Raw genomic sequence first — 18759 nt, forward strand, 5'->3', positions numbered from 1 at the left:
ACTCCCCAAAAACTGAACAAATTTATGGCAATCATTTCACCAATATGTATACTGAATGAACATCAAGATATATTGTATACATTATATCTTGATGTCCGCACGATTTACCTTTCGATAGGTCACTCGTTAACAGGATCCGCTCAAACCTGAATTTGAGCATAATTTAACTAAGGTATACGCAGTGAAACAGCATAAACTAACAAAAATAGCCGCTGCATTGGCGATTACTACATCATTTTCTCCGCTTGCGCAGGAAGTTAATTTATTTAACCACGCTATTTCTTTTGGCAGTCAAGTCGCTAAGCTACAACAAAAAAATAACAATGTAGCACTTGGTGTTAATTCGGCGGCTGAAAACGCATTAGTGCAATCCGTCGAGATCAATACAATTGATGCAAGTACATTAAAAGCGGGCGACCTACTTAGCCTCACGATTGATGGTCAATATATTCAAATTGAACTGACCAAAGTAACCCAGGCGACCGGTAATAAAGTTCTCATTTCTGGTCGCTCTTATGACAGCGGTGCCACGCTTTCGATGGTCAGTGTAAATAATCGTTACAGCGCTAAAATTGAAGTTAACGGCGTTGGCTATTTACTTAGCCCTTCACCGAACAACAGTAGCATCTATAAATTGAGTAAATTTATAGATGATAAGACGCAAGTTGATGATTCAGATCATCCACAAATCAATGATTTGTCAAACACGACAACTTTCCAAGGTCTAAGCCGCTCAATCGCTAATGTGTTAAATAGCGATGAAGCCAGCCCTGAAGTAACGGTGATAGTTGCTTACACAGAAGAAGTCGCGAAAGAAGTTGGCGATATTGACGCGTACTTAGCGCTGATGGAAAAAGACACCAACGATAGTTACGTTGCCAGTGGCGTAAATGCGACCGTGCGCATCGTGCATTCTTATCAAACGGGTTACAAATCTACCGGCGATATGGCTGAGGACAACTCAACGCTACTCAATGAAAACTCGAGTGACTGGCTAAAAAATCCAAACCCGCTTGCACCAAATGGCTTTGGGGTTGAATTAAAGAGTCTGCGTGATGAACACCTGGCTGATGTCATGGTATTTTTAGCGGATAAAAATAAGTCGTCACCTTGGGCTGGTTGGGCAGGACAAATCGGTACCGATGAGCAAAGTGCACTATTTACACTAAGTAGTTGGGGTACATTTAAAAATACTTTCGCCCATGAATTAGGCCATTTATATGGCGCGCGCCACGATAATGACTCTACCACTACCCCATTCGCGTATGGCCATGGTTTTTGTAATACCGATAAAACGTGGCGAACACTCATGGCAATTTCAGACTGTGGTGAGCGACTCAATGTTTGGTCAAACCCAGATCAAATGTACAAAGATGAAGTCGGTGGTACAACAGCAACAAACAATAATGCTCGCGTACACAATGAACGTGCAGCCGCCATGGCTGCACTTCGCACTAGCGCTCATATTGCACCCAATGCGACTATCACACAGGTCAACGCAACAGATAATAACCTAACTGTCAGCTTTTCTGGCCAAGCTAGTGATAGTGACGGCAGTATTGTGTCGACTCTATGGGACTTTGGTGATGGTGTTTATCATAATGAACCGTATGCTCAGGGCGATAATGTCTCTCATACTTATCAATTTCCTGGCACATACACAGTTCGTTACACCGCAACCGACAATCAAGGCCTTATTCATTCAGCTCAAACTGAAGTAACCGTAACGGCTTTACCTGGAACAGGTTACTGTGCTGCTAAAAGCTACAACGCGCTATATCAACATATAGAAAGCGTGGGTGTAAACGGTTTAACTCACGAGACATGGCGTAGAAATTACACTGATCAAACGCAAAAAGATGCGTTTACTGCCTATGCTGGTTCTTCTACAGGTATCGAACTACAGCAAGGCACTCGTGGCAATGACTTTGGCCCGTATGCCGCTTATTGGGCTGTGTATGTCGATTTGAACCAAGATAACACGTTTAGTGAGGATGAACTTTTACACTATTCAGTACCTAGAACAACGCAATCAAGAGAGCCTGTTCTGGGTAACATCACAATTCCTCAAACAGCACTGGCTGGCACAACACGCATGCGGGTTATGCAATCGTACAAGTTACGCGATGATGAAACGACATTGGGGGCTTGTGGCGAATTTACTTGGGGTGAGGTTGAAGATTACACAATAAATATCAAGCAAGAGCAAAATCCAGCAGAATTTACACCGAATATTACCGCTAACGATTTAAATGTCAGCTTTAGTGGCGTATCGAATGCTGATATTGCTTCTGTAGAGTGGGATTTTGGCGATGGATTATTTAGCCGCTCAAGCACAAGCACTGAGTTCAACCCAAGTCATAGATACTTATTCTCCGGCAGCTATACCGTCACTTTAACTATCACCCTGAAAAATGGCGAAAAACTTACGCATACCAAGGTTGTTGATGTAACCGCACCGGCAGGCGAAGATTACTGCCAAGCATACGGTAATCAACCTAAGTATCAATACAATGCCAATGTAACACTCAATGGCACAGGCGTTACATCAGGCGCAACAAACTATTCTGATCACACAGCAACAATCATGGGTGCCGTTCACGGAGAAAACATTTTGTCTGTTCGCCAAGGTGCAACGGGCTCTAAATCTTCATACAACGCAGAATGGCGTGTTTATATTGATAGCAACCAAAATGGTACTTTTGAAGACAGTGAAAGTATGTGGTACTGGACAGGCGCTAATACCAGCAATGCAATCGAGCGAACTTTTAACCTCGCAAACACCGCGCTTGAAGGTAAAACCAGAATGCGCGTATTACAAAGCTACGAAAAACTGTCGTCGCCTTGCGGTCGAATTCGCTGGGGTGAAGTTGAAGACTTCACTGTCGATATCAAAGCACAAAACCCTGCCGAATTTACGGCCAATGTGACTGCAAACAACTTAACCGTAAGCTTTGAAGATAGCGCTGGTTCGAGTCAAAACATCGCCTCGATAGAGTATGACTTTGGCGATGGTATGGTTAACTCGGATAACACAAGCTCACAGTCTAACCCTACTCACACCTATTTGTATGCGGGGACTTATACGGTGCGCGCTAAAGTAACGCTCACAAACGGTGTAAGTTATGTAAAACAGCAAGACGTGACCGTTTCTGGAGACGCTTATTGTATTGCCTATGGTAAGTCTCCAACTCAATGGACAAGCAACGTAAGAGTTGGAAATAAAAACAATGCGTCGCAAAAGAGTCAATTTACCCACTTTGCAGATACAGACTTTGTATTAAGCAAAGGTGGTGACACTGAAATTGGTCTAACTCACGGCTCGGGCGGTCCATACTTAGCGAATTGGGCAGTTTATGTCGATTTGAACCAAAACAATAGTTTTGATGACGCTGGCGAGTTATTGCTACAAAAGAGTGCAACAACGTTTGATGAAGTGGTTGGTTCATTGTCGGTGCCGCAAACTAGCTCTACGGGTAAAACCGTGATGCGTGTTATGCAATCTTATGAACTAACTGATGGAAAAGTGCCTGCCTGTGGCAGTTTTGGTTGGGGCGAAGTTGAGGATTATGATGTCACTATCATTGATTCAACTCAGCCAAGTAATGAACTGAAAAATGGTGAAACCAAGTCTGGTATCAACGTTACCAAAGGTGAAACCAAAACGTTTACCTTTGACGTACCTCAAGGTGCCACTAATATCAATGTTCACATGGGAGCCGGCTCGGGCGATCCAGATCTGTACGTGAAGTTTGGCGACTCTGACACCGCAAATAACTGGGATTGTCGTCCTTATAAGGGTGGTAATGTGGATGAAACCTGTGATAGCAGCAAGCTGACCAAATCAGGCGGTACCTACTATGTATCCGTTTTAGGATTCAGTGCTTCTGACAATGTTACATTAACTGCCAGTTACAAAGACGATGTGATTATACCACCAAACAATGCATGTGAAACCAAGTCGCCACAAACGAGAGGAAAATTGAGCAATGGCGAAGCAATTTGTATGGACAGTCAAACCGTATATGTCTCAATATCAGTACCAGCAGGTCAATCAACACTCACTGTAAAAACAACGGGTGGTGATGGTGACGCTAGCGTGTATCAAAACAGTCAGGGTTGGCCAAGTAATAGTAACTTTGAAAACAAAGCGGTTACAGCCAATTCGAGTGAAGAGCTTATTACAATCAATAGCCCTAATTCTGGCTGGCACTACCTTATGGTAACAGGTCAAGGTACAGGTACTGAGCTAAAAGTCACATATCAATAAAATTCAACCTTAAACTAAAGCTGGCGTCTATTAGCGTGGATAGCCAGCTTTTTTACAGTCAAATTCATACATAATTGAGGTTGTGTGGTCACTCACAGCTTGGCCTTTAATGAACCCTACATGCTCCAGCAAATTGATTGACGGTATATTTGAAATTTCAACGCCAGCATAAAGTTTATCGAGGTATTCATGCTCAGTAAAATAATGGATAAGTTCCTCTAATGCCTCTTTGGCCAGACCTTGACGCCAATATTGCTCTCCTAGCAAATAACCGATATGGGCCGCTCGACTGTCTTTATATACAAAGAATAACCCAACCAATGCGCCATTAGTTTTATTTAGCATCGCTAGCATGTCACATGTCGCAAGCTGTTCGATTAACCACCTTCGTATTTCTTTTGGGTTTAAGGCTCGCTCCCAATCTGATGGCAATTCTTTAATCACATTTTCAGTTAGAATTTGACTCAATTGGGCAATAAAGTTAGGAGCATCTGTGTCATATAATGCCTTACAGTACTTAAATTCGAGGCGTTTTGATTCAAATAATGCGGATGGCCCGTTGTTCATCAATATAGACTTCATTTTTTGGTTACTTTCACCAATTCTAGCGATAGATGACAATGTAGTAAAACTTGCTAGACATCATCAGCGCAATATAGCAGAGTAAAACGGAATGTGTTTTAAGGAGAATAAAATGTATAGCCACATTATGATCGGTGCCAATGACATCGATAACTCAAAGCGTTTTTACGATGCAATCTTGGAAGTGCTTGGCTACCCCGCAGGCACAATTGATGAATATGGCCGTTGTCTATACGTCAATTCACAAGGTATTTTAGGACTAACAAAACCAATTAATGGTGAACAAGCAACGCATGGTAATGGTATGACAATTGGCTTTAAAGTAGATAGCCCTGAACTGGTTGATGATTGGCATGCTGCGGGAGTGGCTAACGGTGGAACGACCTGTGAAGAGCCTCCGGGTTTGAGAAGTCGTTTGGGTCGTAACCTATACCTAGCCTACTTACGCGATCCTTCTGGTAATAAAATTTGTGCCACACACCTGATTTTGCCTAAAGAATAACACTTCATTAGGCGCGCCTTTACCATTTGAGCGCTTGAAAATTAACCTCAGCGCTCAATCAATACATATCAGGAAGCTGGCCATTTTCACGTAACAAATTTAATTGTTGATTAAACTGGCTTATAAGTGATTGTCCGGCTGGATTTGATTTAGTAACAAGCAGATAGCTTTTATTTGTCATAAATGGCTGGGTTATATGAGTGATATTAGACACCTCTTCTGCGGGTAAATATTTTTCAATTTGCAGGTAGCCAACATTTTGCTCTTGAGGGTAGATATCAATACGCCCTTTCAAAAGCATGCCAAACGCTTGTTTATCGCTTGAAACGCGTTGCACCACAATAGTGCCATCTTCAATTAGGCTATCCAAATGTGGTCCATAACTGAAGTTTAATAACGCGCCAAAATAAAGTTTATACAATTGCTGTGGCGTATAAGCCTGATAGTTATTGCTGCGATGATAGAAATACACATGCCTTTCTTCTAACACGGCATCAGAAAAGTAAAAAGCCTCCTCCCGCTCCGGAGTTCTAAGCCAAACAGCTGTGGCATCTAGACGGCCTGCCTCAGCGTCTTTGTATGCTCTCGCCCAAGGCAAAAATATAAACTCGACCTCATGCCCGGCTTGCAAAAATGCTTCTCTAATGACTTCAGCAACAGTACCTTGAGAAGTTTGTTCTTGAACAAAGTATGGAGGCCACTCTCCAACGCCAATTTTTAGCTTCTCGCACCAACCGACTTGACAATAAAACAGCAAAATCACTAAAAAGGATTTGGTATTTATGATTAAAAGTTGAACATTCACATCGTTCTCATCAGGCATATGCTATTTCAAAGTACACCTATTGAGATTAGCTCAGCACCTTCAACTTTCAATGGCTCAGATGTTTTTGCTATAAGATTCTAGGCAAAGTTACTGCAAATCGAGTAGTACTATAAACGAAACACCGCCAAGAAAGCTGTGTTGTGCCTCAATCGTGCCGCCATGCGCCAAGACTATTTGTTTACATATTGCTAAACCAAGCCCTGAACCACCTAAATCTCTACTACGTGACCCTTCAACTCTATACAAGCGTTCAAATATTTTGGCCAATTCATTGTCTTCAAGACCAGGTTCAGAATCACTCACAATAAGCTCTGCTCTTTTTCTATTTTGGCTTTCAGTGACCTTAAGCGACACAACTGTTTTACCATTCGTATTTGTATAAGCCAAACTGTTATTGAGCAAGTTAACAACTATTTGCTTAAATCGCTCAGGGTCCACATGACATAGCACTTTTCCCACAATGGGCTCTACCACAAGCTCCTGTGGTTTATTATCGAATTGAGCAGTAAAATCATGAACAACGTCGAAAAGCAATTCTGCTAAATCACACTCACTTTTAATAAGTTGCATCGCATTATTGTCATACTGGGCAGAGCGATAAATATCACCAATCAAATTATCAAGCTGAGCTATTTTGCTATGTACTTTTCCATATGCTTTACCAACATCTGGCTCTATATTGTGCTCAAGAAGTTCGATCGATAGCTTAAGCGCTGCGAGTGGAGTACGAAGCTCATGAGACACATCGGCAAGTAACTGGTTTTTTTCCTCTAAATTAGTCGCGAGCATTCTTGCTTCCATAAATGCGATACGGCGACTTTGTTTATGCTTTAGGTAAATGAGTAGCAATCCACCGGCTAGTAGCAATCCAATTAATATAACCACCGTACGCTGAAGCTCTAGGTTTTCTAACTCAGCGTGTTGTAGTGCTTGCTCTTTTTTAAGTAGATTTAGTTCTTGCTCCTGCCTTATTACTTCAACATTTTGTTTAAGCTTTTCAATACTCTTGGTTTCCAAATCTGTATAGAGTTGTTGTTGCGTATCGATGTAATTTTCTAGCTCTGAGTACGCCTCTTCCCATCGCTTTTCATCTTTGTAGAGTTTTGCATTGGTTTCATGAAGCTCTTTTTTATATTGCAAACCAATGTTGTCCATTTTGAGTAAAAGAGAGATTTGTTCACGAGCGAGCTTTTTATCTTTCTGAGCAAGCGCAATGTCTAGCAGTGTCATCCTAACAGTATGCTCTGTACGCTTAGCGTTGGCGTCGACCGCTAAAGTTAATGCGCGATTGGCAACATCCAATGCGGACGTCAGTTGCCCTTGTGCCATATGTACACGAGCCATATTACTTAGTTGCCAAGCCGTATCACTTGGTGCATCCATTTTTTGCGTTAGCGCTAGTCCTTGTTCAATATGTGACTTCGCTAATTCAAGCTTGCCCATAGCCAAATAAACTTGGCCTAATTTGCCTTGGCTATTTGCTATGTGATAAGGATTTCCAAGAGATTTATCGACTTGTAATGCCTGCTTAAAGTGTAACAAAGCACTGTCTAGTTGCCCCATGTCTCGATATATTTCGCCAATGTTATATAAAGAATCCGATAGGCCTTGTTGATTTGCGTTTTTTTTCCTGATATTTAACGACAGTTCATGATGTTTCAACGCGAGCTTCAAATCACCCATATAGTCATAAATAATGCCTATTTGATTATGTAATACCCCAAGCTTAGACTCATTACTTTTAGACAACTCTAATGCACGTTGTAAGTTATTTAGTGCTTTGGGTAAGTTTGCTTCTTGGCGATATGCATTGCTAATCATGCTATATAAATCGGCCTGTAGCTCATTTTGCTCTGTATGATTTTTCAACAGTTCAAGTCCTTCATTAGCAAAACGTTTTACCGATCCTGAATTGTTTTGCCGCTCTGCTAACATAGCAAGTATCAATGTTACGCGCGCGCGATAGATTGGGTATTGCTCAGCATTATGCAGCGTATATAACTTATCAGCTTTAGACTTCGCTTGCTCAAATTGTCCGAGGTTAATCTGGGAGTGGGCGATGATTTCGGTTAAAAAGAACCATGCATTACGATTAGTTTCAAAAGCATAATTTCGCTGTTCAAGTAACTCAGTTGCTCTTTTAAGCGCAGCGTTAGGATCTGCATTAAGCTGCTGAACTAACTCTAACTCAAGCTGCTTATCAGCTTCACTTTCATCCGCATGCGCGTCTACACACACGCTTAAAGACAAGCTTAGCAACAGCGCTATGGAACATAGAATCTTAAGAAAACCGTTTAACATCATATTTTTATTATGAAAATAATTATAAAGTAAGTTTAAACTAAACTAAGAAACTATATAGTGTTATCTATAAAAATTAGCCCAAATAGCTAATTTCATAAAAATCACTAATACTTAATAACTAATTTTTGGTATTTAGATTGCCAATGCTTGAGACCGTGCAATGATTAATGCGCGACAGTTCGATAAACCTCACTGCGGTAATGCGTTTTACCTGAAAATATAACCTGAGCATCATTTACGTCAAAACCTTGATAAGCGTTTAATGGCTGCTTGCTCAAAAATTGTATATTATTTTCATCCAACTTATAGCTAGAAAGGGTTTCGCCATAATGACTTACTAGGTATAAAATATTGTTTTCTATTAGCAAATTAGAGAACACCGGAAGCTGTCCTAGTAATGCTAAATTTACCGGCGCAGGATCAGAAAACACCTGCTCTGGAGTCCCTCTGTATAAGTTACTTTCGTCATCGAGGTAGTAATGGTTTTGAGGGAGCGCTTGGTCGGGCAGTATGTGCCTAAAACGCTCATTCAGCTCTGCTACTTTTTGCAAATCTTTGTTAAATATCCAAACACTTTTTTTCTCACCTTGCTTTAGGGTAGTCGTAAAAAGCGTATTGCTTAACCAATGCTCTGAAAAAACGTAGCCATCTATAAAGATGTCGTTTTGCTCTGTTGATTCTGATGTTGGTATCACCCACAGCCTATGCTTTTCGCGCAACAATAACAGCGTATCATCATCTGATAGCGCCATTGACTCAACTCGCGCACTACGTGCCAACTCTTTAAGCAAGGTCGCCGGTTCATTTGGCTTTTGAAAGAACACTTGTGTTTTGCCTGTTCTATTTGACAAAAAATAATGGCCCTCTTGAGTATGCGCCAATAGCGGATTACTATCAATAACACTACTATTATCAAGGTTATAACCTGATTTAAGCCACTTCACGTCAATATTTTTGTCACTACTTGTGAATACATAATCTTTAGAGTTCGGGTGTCTGACAATAGAGCAACACAAACGCTCATTGGCACTTGCCAGCAATGTTGTTTGTTCGCCGTCTAAGGCGTAATGTAATAAACGACTATTCGGCGCTTGGGTCACAAATACAAGGCCATTACCATCATGATCCCAAATCACATGATCTAGCAAATTATCAAACGTATTGAGATGATGTAATTGATTAGTCGTTGGTTCATATAAGTACGAGCCCGTTTTTCCCGAAAAGGAATGTGCATTAACTAATATTTTGCCGCTTTGATCATGAATATCAAAAGACACAAGACGCCAATCTTTATCTAAATCGATAGTTAATAGCTCCAGTGGTTCGCCGAATTTAGCACGATACAACTGGTTATCATGTTCACGGATCTTGGGGTGTGCTAAAGCGTAAATTGTGTCGTTTTTTACATCATATGATGAATAATGAACAGTTAAAGGGCCACACTCTGTATGCGCGCTTTCTTGCGCAGCTAACTGCAATGTTTGTGTATTAAAATTTGTTTTGTACCAGCCACACTCAGAGTTATATCCATGATAAACCAACGTGTTCCCAGTAAAACCTACCAATCTTTCAATCACCGTGTCTGATATGTCGATTTCCTGAGGGACCACATTTGAATCAGACAAGCCACTGCTTAGCCACAAAGAGCGCCCTCTTTGTGTCGCATTTAAAAATAACATGCGCTGTTTATCTATAAAAGTTGGTGACAGTTTCGAACCATGAAATCGAGTCAAAGCAGTTGTTTCGCCATATTCTGGCTGAGAATATACCCCTTGTAAAAACCAGAACATACTCATGATGACCATCAAAGACACGGTCAGCAATAACCAATTTTTAGAAAACTGACGTTCTTCACGATCTTCCGTTATGAGCGTGTCTTTAGGAGGAATTTTGTGGCTAATACGAGAGATGGGCGCAACAAACCTATAACCAATCTTAGGTACTGTTTGAATATACTTTGGGTCTTTTGCATCGTCGTTCAATACTTTGCGCAAATTTGCTACAAGCTTGTTTATTGCATTGTCTGTGACGATCAGTCCTTGCCATATGTGCGCTTGGAGTTCATCACGAGATACCACCCTTTGTGGGTTATTAATAAAATATAACAAAAGTGCTTGTTGTCTCGGATCTAATCCAACATCGCAATTAGCATGCGTTAAACGAGAAAGCTCTAAATCAAAGCAAAAATCACCAAATTGTATTACCGACATCACCCTGTTCTTATTCTTTTACTAGCCGTCGCTTCAGTATACTAGGGGCTTTACAGATTATTGCAATTGTTTAGTTGTATAAAAATGTGAATCGCGCAGATATGCGCGATTCACGCTTTTACCACTAGCCCTTTTTCTGAGCTGTTAATAGGTTCAACTCGGTTCTTTTTAACTCTTTAAGCAAAGCGACCCTATTCATTTCCATAAATAACCACAACTTGATTGTTACTTGGACCACTAGCCCTGCAATAAACCACACGCCCCAAAAGATTTGTTGCTCTACTTCTGAAGCAACTGCAAATCGATAGGCACAATATATAAAGGCCAGCGACGCTATAAATGCCATCAAGGTAGAGAGAATTACCCATACTTTCATTCTTCCTTGATATATATCTCCCAAACGTTTAAATATGCCGCTTTCATTACTTAATATTGTGTCTAAATGGTGCTGCTCTGCATTTAAACTTTGCTTAATTTTGTCATCAATATTCATATCATTCTCTCCGCGTTTAGTGTGTCAAAAACATCACGCTTCATTAGCCCATTTAGATAGCTCATTTCTCGCCCGGTATAACCTTGATTTTACGGTTCCTTCAGGTACTTCCAATACAGCACCTATTTCACAAGTCGTCATTTGTTCAAAGTAATATAGATAAATGGTATGACGCTCAATGTCTGGCAATTTATTGATCAACTTTAATACATCATACTGCTCTTCTATATTCGGGGTATAAGCCCGTTCTGTTTCCTCATTTGAAGTCATCGGGTGCTTGCGCGTGTAGTCAATGAATCTTCTGTAAACTATTCTGAATAACCACGCTTTAAATGCGCTTGGTTCTTGCAAGCGTTTTATATCTTTGGCTACGTACGTCCACGCTTCTTGCGTAACGTCATCCGCGACAGCGGCATGTTTCGATAACTTGATCGCAAAACGGTGAGTTGGAAGATATAAGTGGCTGCAAAGCGTTTCAAATGCACCTTTATCGCCCTTTTGGGCATCCAATACCAACATGGCTACTTCACTTGCATTCATAACACCCCTTATCAGATTTGTTTTCTATAGGGCGCAGTCGCGCTATAAAAGGTTCACGCAAAATTAAAAAATTTTCCTCATTTGGAATTACACGCGTTAGGCTTAGCAGCCCAGCGTGCGAGCCGCGTCATTTAAGGAATATTTAGCAAGAAAAAACTCAGCTATACTTACTGTTACCAAAGAGTCCGTTATTTAACTATGAAATATCTCTTAATTTTACTTTGCTATTTTTCATCAGCGCATGCTAAAACCTACCATTTTGTTTCAATCAATCACCTTATTGAGCAAGAAGTTGGCAGAATAGTACTGGGTGAAGTTTATCATCAATTAGGATTAGAAATAACAATCACGCCCGTTCCAGGGAAACGTGCGCAATACGAAGCTTCAAGAGGCATAAAAGATGGCGAAATTATGCGCATTTTTAGTTACGGAAAGGAAGCGCCTGACACGATACGCGTACCAACTCCATATTATTATTTAGAAACGATGGTGTTCACCAAAAACAACAGCGGAATTAAAATACTCACAGCGTCCGATTTAAAAAATTTTAAAGTTGTTAAAGTTAGAGGCGTTAAGCATACAGAAAATATCACAAAGGGCATGAGCAATGTAATGGATACAGACAATACAGCGCAAATGTTCAAGTTACTCCATGACGGCCTTGCTGATATCGCGCTAACCAACAAAATGGATGGTCTGATCGTTTTAAGAAACTTGAATATGAACGACATAACCGCACACGAACATAGCTTAGATAGGCTTGAATTATATCACTACGTCTATAAAACTCATTCGAACTTAGTGCCCATCGTGAACCAAAAGCTCCAACAAATGATTAAAAGCGGCGAATTGAAAAAACTAATTGAGCACGCCGAAAAGACTGTTTTTAATACACGAATTGAATACGCCCCTTTTATAAATTAATCACACTTAACCTCTTTAAGCGTTGCTCAAAAAACATGTTTGTCCCAGGGCAAGATCATGAACTTTACCTTGGCATAATTTTATGATCTTATACTGCTTTTCAGATTAAGCAGCACAATTATGTCAGCCAATAAGTTGTTCGAACACTTTTCTTCAATTGATGACCCACGCCAGCAAGGCAAAGTACAACATACATTGTTCGATATTCTGTTTCTAACTATCAGTGCCGTGATCGCAGGTTGCCAAGGTTGGGAAGAAATTGAAGATTTTGCCCATGACAAGCTATCTTGGTTACGTAAATTTATAGCACTATCGAACGGTGTGCCTCGGCATGACACGATTGCAAGGGTTATAAGCCGTATCGATATGACCCAGTTTCAAGCCAGTTTTTCTCAATGGATGCACAGCTGTAGTGAACTCACAGACGGCAGTGTGGTTGCCATTGATGGAAAAAGGCTAAAAGGTTCATTTAAACAGCCAGATAGAAAAGATGCGATCCACATTGTCAGTGCGTTTGCCTGCGAAAATGGCGTAACGTTAGGTCAATGCAAGACCGACTCGAAGTCCAATGAAATCACCGCAATCCCAGAGTTGCTACAGTTACTAGAGCTAAAAGGTTGCTTAGTGACGATTGATGCGATGGGCTGCCAAAAGGAAATTGCAAAGCAAATTGTAGAAAAAGAAGCAGATTACTTGCTGGCTCTCAAAGCCAATCAGGGCAACTTATTTGAACAAGTGAAACAACTCTTGCAACCAGAAATATCACGCCAGATAGCGACTGATAGCTTATTAAGTGAAGTAGATTATCAACGAGGTCGAGAAGAATTCAGAGCGGCTGTTGTCTGCCATGATATGGCTCAAATTCCCGCAAGTGCTAGCTGGCCCAATTTACAAAGTGTAGGCGTGATAGTGTCTTACCGTAAATCGGATAACCAACAGCAAGGTGAATTAACATATCGATATTACATAAGCTCAGCGAACTTGAGTGCGCAAAGACTAGCAGAAGCCACGCGAGCACATTGGTATATTGAGAACAGTCTTCATTGGTGTTTGGATGTGGCGATGAATGAAGATGGTTGCCGTATACGCCGCGGCGGAGCAGCAGAAGTGTTGGCTGGTGTAAGACATATTGCATTGAATTTATTGAAGAAAGAGACATCCTTTAACAAAGGTGTGCGCGCTAAACAGCTAAAAGCAGCTAGAAACGAGTGCTATCTAGAAAAGGTATTGAATAGCAAGTGATTTTTCATGCTCTTGCCCTGATGTTTGTCCCAATTAACACTGTTTTACTTTTTGGATTAATATTAACACTAAATGTTCTAACGTTTGTGCCGATATTAGTATATCAACAGGGAGTGATTTTCATTAACTGTTGAATTTATAGGGTGTAATTAGATGTAATAGCCTGTTTAAGCGGATGCACATAAACTTGTAAGAATCCCTTGAAAGGGAACAATGTGTGTGTATATTCAATAAACAACTTTAAGTGGACTATCAAAATGAAGCTTTCAAAGGAAGAGACCCAATTTATATCCCAAGTCGTTAAGGAAGACGGTTCACCTCACTTTGATATTTTTCTTGAGGATAACCATGCAGCTCAACTTAAACATTGGCTACACACATTAAGTCAAGCAACTGACATACAAGTTGTTGCTAAAGTAAACTCTGAAGTTGTCTATTTTCCAGCTCAATTCAATACAACAAATGAAGGCATGCCGACTTTCTCCTGCGATCTCCCTAACATATTCTCAGCAGAAGCAACTAATCGGCATTGGATCACTCAACGGCTGAATGGCATTGTTCTCAAAATACCGCACACGACAATTCAATTTTCGGTCTTATCACTGTCACTTTCCGGGCTTGTGATCAGAACACATCCTTATTTAGCAAATCATATTCAACAAATCATCACTCAAGCGCCAGTAACGCTCGTCTTGCCAAATGACCGAAGTGCTACTTTTGAAGTGGCACTCAGTCGTTTTGTTAATGAAACCGCTGTCGCGCTTGAGATTATGAACATAAATTCAGGATTAGATGAGCTTAAAGAAACTATTTTTGAGCTTTATAACGATAGCTTCGATTAATCAACATACATTAGAGTTGCTCAATAACAACTCGCAAAGCTAATAGTAAAAATACGCATCCTAACACTTTGTCAATAATGCCCTGCTTTGACAGTAAATCGAATTTATCTCTTGCTTTTGCACTTAGCACTGAAACACAAAAGTACCACACCGTATCAATGATCAATACAGTCGCACACATGATGGTGGCAGATTGTAGCGTCATATTTTCCGGCACAATAAACTGTGAGAAAAGCGCTAGGAAGAAAATTGCCAATTTTGGATTGAGAAATGCGATCGCAAACCCATCTCTGGCCGCTTTTGCATAATTAGACGTACTACTGGGGCTTGCCACTGACAAGCTGCTAGCGTTACTTGTTAGTATTTTTACGCCCATGTACGCCAAATACAACGCGCCACCAAAGACCATTACTTGAAATAGAGTTGGGTAGTTATTGATCAGACCCGCCAACCCTAATAAAGATAATACCGCGTATATTCCCACACCAAAACCATGGCTTAAGCTAGCTACGACACCATGTGCAGCGCTATTATGAAGTGAGTGCTTTAAAACCACAGCCAAACTTGGCCCTGGAGACATGGCCCCTAAAACACAGATAAACGCTAAGCTCAGCCAAGTAGACAATTCCATATTGATATGACCTTCTTACATAATCAAAAGGAAAATCATATTGAATACCACTGTGATATGCACGCGTAATTTGGATATTTTAGAATTTTAATCACACGTAAAGGTCCTTTACAGTCATATATAGCCCTAGTTTACAGGCCCTACAGCTGATCCATATTCTCAATACAATGCTCTGCATGCGTCAGTATGGCCTTTTTTACGTCAATACTTTTCTTATTCCAATTTGCATAAACCATACGATTACGTGGATTTTTCGAAAATTCTTCTTCATGTTGCACCATAAAATACCAATAGAGCGAATTTAACGGGCAAGCTTTCGCGCCAGAAGCCTTATCTATTTGATAGTCGCAAGAAGAGCAGTAATCGCTCATTTTTTTTACATAGTTACCACTTGCTGCATACGCTTTTGAGCCCACAATACCGCCATCAGCAAACTGGCTCATCCCTCTTGTATTTGGCATTTCAACCCACTCAATGGCGTCGATATAAATTCCTAAATACCACGCATCTACTTCACTAGGGTCGATGCCGGTTATCAAACAAAAGTTGCCCGTTATCATCAAGCGCTGAATATGATGCGCATAGGCATAATCGAGAGACTGAAGTATTGCATGTCGTAAGCAGTTCATTTTGGTCTGACCATTCCAAAACCATGTCGGTAAGCTTCTACCCGCGTCCAGATAATTTAACTGCGCATAATTTGGCATGTTTGCCCAATAAACGCCCCTGATAAACTCTCTCCAACCAATAATTTGCCTAACGAACCCTTCTATTTGAGATATGGAAATTACGCTTTTATTTTGCGTATAGTGTTCAATCGCATAATTAACAACAAACATTGGGCTTATCATTTTTACATTCATGGCAAACGACAAACGCGAGTGGAACAGACTCCACTGCCTCGACTCAAAAACATTGTCCAGTTCACCTGTCATTGCATCCTGAAAGCGCCCAAAATGTGGCAAACAGTATTCACAAAAATATGCCAATAACGCCTTGGCTTGAGCGCGATTAACAGGCCAAAGCAAAGCATGATTCGACGTGCCAATTGTCTGAACATCGTGCTTCTTGAGCCTTACCAATATGTGAGATACGTCGTTCGCAAACAAGAGTGGATCAGGTACTTCGTTAAAGTGGCTATGTGTTAATTTATTACGATTATCATGGTCGAAATTCCACTTTTCCCCCATAGGTTCACTGCCTTGCATCAATATATTGAAGCGTTTACGCATTTTCCTATAAAACGCTTCCATACGATGCTTTTTTCCTGCTTGAAATTCTTTACCTAAAGCGTGTTCATCTAAGTAAAAATGCTCAGTTTCGAAATGAGTAACTTGAGCGCTCGTATGATTGGAGAATTCAAACAATTGTTTACGCAACCGGTACTCATCTGGAAGCTGATATTCAAATGTTTTAACCTCATACTGCTCTATCAAGTTTTCCAGTAGATCTGTAAGCGAGTCAAAGCGATTAGTATCATCAAGCGTCATATATTGAACATGGTGGCCAACCTGCTTTAGCGCATTTGCAAAGTGTTCCATCGCGCAAAAGAATGCGCATATTTTCTGGATATGATGTTTTACATAACCAGTTTCTTGGTGAAGTTCAGCGATTACATAAAGTGTTCGCTCATCTTTATTTTTAAACCAGCTATGTGACGCGTTAAGCTGATCACCTAATAATAAGCGTAACGTTTCATACTGGGTTTTCATTGTTGTTCCACTAAAGTTGATTTGTTTGACGCACAACGCTTAGAGCAGTACTTAACCTCAAGCCAGTTTTGTCGCCATTTCTTTCGCCAATTGAACGGGCGCAGACAAACAACACATACTTTTGAAGGAAGATGTTCCTTTTTCATTTCATTCGCTCGAATGGCCAGTCATCAATATTTGTGTGATCGGTAGATATAATGTCACCGCCATCAGTCCACTTGTTTATAAATTCACCTTCTGGATCATACATCGCCGTCTGCTTTTCAATATCAAAATGCCTCCCCCCTCTTGGATCAACACCGACTCCAGCTATGTATTGCCAGTTTCCCCAATTACAGGCAACGTCATAATCAATTAACTGCTGTTGAAAGTACGCCGCGCCATAACGCCAATCAACGCCCAATTCGTTGACCAAGCAGCTCGCAGTAATTTGTCTTCCCCGGTTTGACATATAGCCCGTTTCATTCAATTCTCGCATACACGCATTTACTAAAGGATATTGGGTACAACCAGCACACCACTGTTTAAAGCGTTGTGAATAATAGCTGGTGAGCGGCGTTTTATTAGCGATGCCGGAAAATTTAAAAAAAGCAGCGCCAAAACGGTACAGTAGCCATTGAAAGTACTCTCGCCATAGTAGTTCAAACCGTATCCAATAGGTGGAGTCATTTGCGCCGTTGTGTGACTCATAACTTGTCAACGTATGCCAGATTTGCTTTGCAGATACATTACCAAGTGCCAGATATGGGCTAAATTTCGTTGAGTTTCCCCATCCATCTAACGCATTGCGTGTTGTTTTATAACTAGAGGCGTTATTGGTGCTGAAATAGCGCTCTAGATGAACATTGCCAGCGGTTTCTCCGCCAGTAAACTTTGTCTCGCGCCCAAGACTTAGTGATGTGCTGTGTAAGTGGTTTTCGAACAGCATAATTTTGTGTTCAAACTCTCTCGTATCCAGTTTTATTTCGCTTTTTATTAGGTTCGGTGATTTGTCTTCTGATGGCGTAATAGATTCATTCAATTGCGCAGTAGTATTTTTAAATTGAGTAAATGAATTGAGTGACACAGATGAAAAATCTAACTCTGTTGTTTTGAATAATGTCGATTGCCAAAATTCCTTAATACGTAATTTGGGATTGAGCGCTTTCAACCGTTCGAGTTGCTCTATTTCATAACAACCTAGTTGCTTAGAAAGATATAGCTCATCAATTTGGTACATTTTCACAAATTGGTGCAATTCGTAAACAGGGTTACCCAACAACAGCGTTAGCTTCCTTCCACAACAATTTAGCTGCTCATTAATGTCGATTAGTGACGCTTTCAAAAATTGCCATCGATTAATCCCCATGGGTTTTTGCTGATAATTTATGGGTCTAAACCAATCAGGATCGAGTACATAAATAACCTTTAATTCATCAGATGCGCTAAGCGCAGATGACAGCGCTTGGTTATCATTAAGACGTAAGTCATGAGTGAATAAGTAAGCCGCTCTGATCATTGAACAAATACATTTGTGTATAAATTATTTTGTCCAGATTTATACGAATCCCATGCGCTAAAAGTTCACTATCCAAGTGATTGGCCGATACATGTTCAACTGTCTTTATCGTTAAATTTAATTGTTAGTCTAAAATTCAATACGTTACATGTTTTTGTCACTTTTTTGACGCATGTTTTAGTC

Annotated in this window: 15 protein-coding genes; 5 read left to right on the forward strand and 10 right to left on the reverse strand. The window is 40.5% G+C overall.

Annotated elements, in window-relative coordinates:
* Positions 1-181 precede the first annotated feature (181 nt).
* Positions 182-4270 carry a GEVED domain-containing protein gene (locus AC5FX4_RS12085; protein ID WP_493606635.1) on the forward strand — a complete coding sequence of 1363 codons (4089 nt, stop codon included), beginning with the start codon at positions 182-184 and terminating at the stop codon, positions 4268-4270.
* A 30-nt stretch (positions 4271-4300) separates the two neighbouring features.
* On the opposite strand, the gene AC5FX4_RS12090 is transcribed toward AC5FX4_RS12085, so the two are convergent.
* A complete protein-coding gene (locus AC5FX4_RS12090; RefSeq protein ID WP_493606636.1) occupies positions 4301-4852 on the reverse strand; it encodes a GNAT family N-acetyltransferase in 552 nt (183 codons plus the stop codon).
* Between the two features lie 112 nt (positions 4853-4964).
* Between AC5FX4_RS12090 and AC5FX4_RS12095 the strand changes: the two genes are divergently transcribed.
* The gene (locus AC5FX4_RS12095; protein ID WP_493606637.1) at positions 4965-5354 is read left to right on the forward strand and encodes a VOC family protein; all 390 of its coding nucleotides are present in this window, start codon (positions 4965-4967) and stop codon (positions 5352-5354) included.
* Between the two features lie 58 nt (positions 5355-5412).
* Here the strand turns inward: AC5FX4_RS12095 and AC5FX4_RS12100 are convergent, their stop codons facing one another.
* The 5 genes from AC5FX4_RS12100 to AC5FX4_RS12120 all read right to left on the reverse strand — a co-directional run bounded on the left by AC5FX4_RS12100 (position 5413) and on the right by AC5FX4_RS12120 (position 11727).
* The gene (locus tag AC5FX4_RS12100; RefSeq protein ID WP_493606638.1) at positions 5413-6177 is read right to left on the reverse strand and encodes a substrate-binding periplasmic protein; all 765 of its coding nucleotides are present in this window, start codon (positions 6175-6177) and stop codon (positions 5413-5415) included.
* A gap of 90 nt (positions 6178-6267) precedes the next feature.
* Positions 6268-8484, reverse strand: coding sequence for a tetratricopeptide repeat protein (locus AC5FX4_RS12105; protein ID WP_493606639.1), 2217 nt, complete (start codon positions 8482-8484; stop codon positions 6268-6270).
* A 164-nt stretch (positions 8485-8648) separates the two neighbouring features.
* Positions 8649-10694 (reverse strand): winged helix-turn-helix domain-containing protein, encoded by a 2046-nt coding sequence (locus AC5FX4_RS12110; RefSeq protein WP_493606640.1) that lies wholly within the window; start codon positions 10692-10694, stop codon positions 8649-8651.
* A gap of 124 nt (positions 10695-10818) precedes the next feature.
* Positions 10819-11187, reverse strand: a complete 369-nt coding sequence (locus tag AC5FX4_RS12115; protein WP_493606641.1) for a DUF6768 family protein — start codon at positions 11185-11187, stop codon at positions 10819-10821.
* 33 nt (positions 11188-11220) lie between these two features.
* Positions 11221-11727, reverse strand: coding sequence for an RNA polymerase sigma factor (locus AC5FX4_RS12120; protein WP_493606642.1), 507 nt, complete (start codon positions 11725-11727; stop codon positions 11221-11223).
* A gap of 198 nt (positions 11728-11925) precedes the next feature.
* Between AC5FX4_RS12120 and AC5FX4_RS12125 the strand changes: the two genes are divergently transcribed.
* The 3 genes from AC5FX4_RS12125 to AC5FX4_RS12135 all read left to right on the forward strand — a co-directional run bounded on the left by AC5FX4_RS12125 (position 11926) and on the right by AC5FX4_RS12135 (position 14735).
* The gene (locus AC5FX4_RS12125) at positions 11926-12651 is read left to right on the forward strand and encodes a substrate-binding periplasmic protein (RefSeq protein WP_493606643.1); all 726 of its coding nucleotides are present in this window, start codon (positions 11926-11928) and stop codon (positions 12649-12651) included.
* Between the two features lie 120 nt (positions 12652-12771).
* On the forward strand, positions 12772-13893 hold the full coding sequence (locus tag AC5FX4_RS12130) for an ISAs1 family transposase (protein ID WP_493606644.1): 1122 nt from the start codon (positions 12772-12774) through the stop codon (positions 13891-13893).
* 257 nt (positions 13894-14150) lie between these two features.
* Positions 14151-14735, forward strand: a complete 585-nt coding sequence (locus AC5FX4_RS12135; RefSeq protein ID WP_493606645.1) for a hypothetical protein — start codon at positions 14151-14153, stop codon at positions 14733-14735.
* A 10-nt stretch (positions 14736-14745) separates the two neighbouring features.
* Here AC5FX4_RS12135 and AC5FX4_RS12140 read toward each other — a convergent pair whose 3' ends face one another.
* The 4 genes from AC5FX4_RS12140 to AC5FX4_RS12155 all read right to left on the reverse strand — a co-directional run bounded on the left by AC5FX4_RS12140 (position 14746) and on the right by AC5FX4_RS12155 (position 18576).
* Complete coding sequence (locus AC5FX4_RS12140) at positions 14746-15366, reverse strand: LysE family translocator (RefSeq protein ID WP_493606646.1); 621 nt, start codon at positions 15364-15366, stop codon at positions 14746-14748.
* A 140-nt stretch (positions 15367-15506) separates the two neighbouring features.
* Complete coding sequence (locus AC5FX4_RS12145) at positions 15507-17078, reverse strand: cryptochrome/photolyase family protein (protein WP_493606647.1); 1572 nt, start codon at positions 17076-17078, stop codon at positions 15507-15509.
* Positions 17075-17224 (reverse strand): DUF2256 domain-containing protein, encoded by a 150-nt coding sequence (locus AC5FX4_RS12150; RefSeq protein WP_493606648.1) that lies wholly within the window; start codon positions 17222-17224, stop codon positions 17075-17077. Before AC5FX4_RS12150 ends, AC5FX4_RS12145 begins: the two co-directional genes overlap by 4 nt.
* Positions 17221-18576: a DASH family cryptochrome gene (locus tag AC5FX4_RS12155; RefSeq protein WP_493606649.1), complete on the reverse strand. Its 1356-nt coding sequence runs from the start codon at positions 18574-18576 to the stop codon at positions 17221-17223. Before AC5FX4_RS12155 ends, AC5FX4_RS12150 begins: the two co-directional genes overlap by 4 nt.
* Positions 18577-18759: the final 183 nt, after the last annotated feature.

It is taken from the genome of Pseudoalteromonas sp. ATL1 (genome assembly GCF_058933015.1).

Excerpts from the sequence above, each read along its gene's own strand:
- AC5FX4_RS12090 (WP_493606636.1), bottom strand. The coding sequence starts at position 4,852 with ATGAAGTCTATATTGATGAACAACGGGCCATCCGCATTATTTGAATCA.
- AC5FX4_RS12095 (WP_493606637.1), top strand. The coding sequence starts at position 4,965 with ATGTATAGCCACATTATGATCGGTGCCAATGACATCGATAACTCAAAG.
- AC5FX4_RS12100 (WP_493606638.1), bottom strand. The coding sequence starts at position 6,177 with ATGCCTGATGAGAACGATGTGAATGTTCAACTTTTAATCATAAATACC.
- AC5FX4_RS12105 (WP_493606639.1), bottom strand. The coding sequence starts at position 8,484 with ATGATGTTAAACGGTTTTCTTAAGATTCTATGTTCCATAGCGCTGTTG.
- AC5FX4_RS12110 (WP_493606640.1), bottom strand. The coding sequence starts at position 10,694 with ATGTCGGTAATACAATTTGGTGATTTTTGCTTTGATTTAGAGCTTTCT.
- AC5FX4_RS12115 (WP_493606641.1), bottom strand. The coding sequence starts at position 11,187 with ATGAATATTGATGACAAAATTAAGCAAAGTTTAAATGCAGAGCAGCAC.
- AC5FX4_RS12120 (WP_493606642.1), bottom strand. The coding sequence starts at position 11,727 with ATGAATGCAAGTGAAGTAGCCATGTTGGTATTGGATGCCCAAAAGGGC.
- AC5FX4_RS12125 (WP_493606643.1), top strand. The coding sequence starts at position 11,926 with ATGAAATATCTCTTAATTTTACTTTGCTATTTTTCATCAGCGCATGCT.
- AC5FX4_RS12130 (WP_493606644.1), top strand. The coding sequence starts at position 12,772 with ATGTCAGCCAATAAGTTGTTCGAACACTTTTCTTCAATTGATGACCCA.
- AC5FX4_RS12135 (WP_493606645.1), top strand. The coding sequence starts at position 14,151 with ATGAAGCTTTCAAAGGAAGAGACCCAATTTATATCCCAAGTCGTTAAG.
- AC5FX4_RS12140 (WP_493606646.1), bottom strand. The coding sequence starts at position 15,366 with ATGGAATTGTCTACTTGGCTGAGCTTAGCGTTTATCTGTGTTTTAGGG.
- AC5FX4_RS12145 (WP_493606647.1), bottom strand. The coding sequence starts at position 17,078 with ATGAAAACCCAGTATGAAACGTTACGCTTATTATTAGGTGATCAGCTT.
- AC5FX4_RS12150 (WP_493606648.1), bottom strand. The coding sequence starts at position 17,224 with ATGAAAAAGGAACATCTTCCTTCAAAAGTATGTGTTGTTTGTCTGCGC.
- AC5FX4_RS12155 (WP_493606649.1), bottom strand. The coding sequence starts at position 18,576 with ATGATCAGAGCGGCTTACTTATTCACTCATGACTTACGTCTTAATGAT.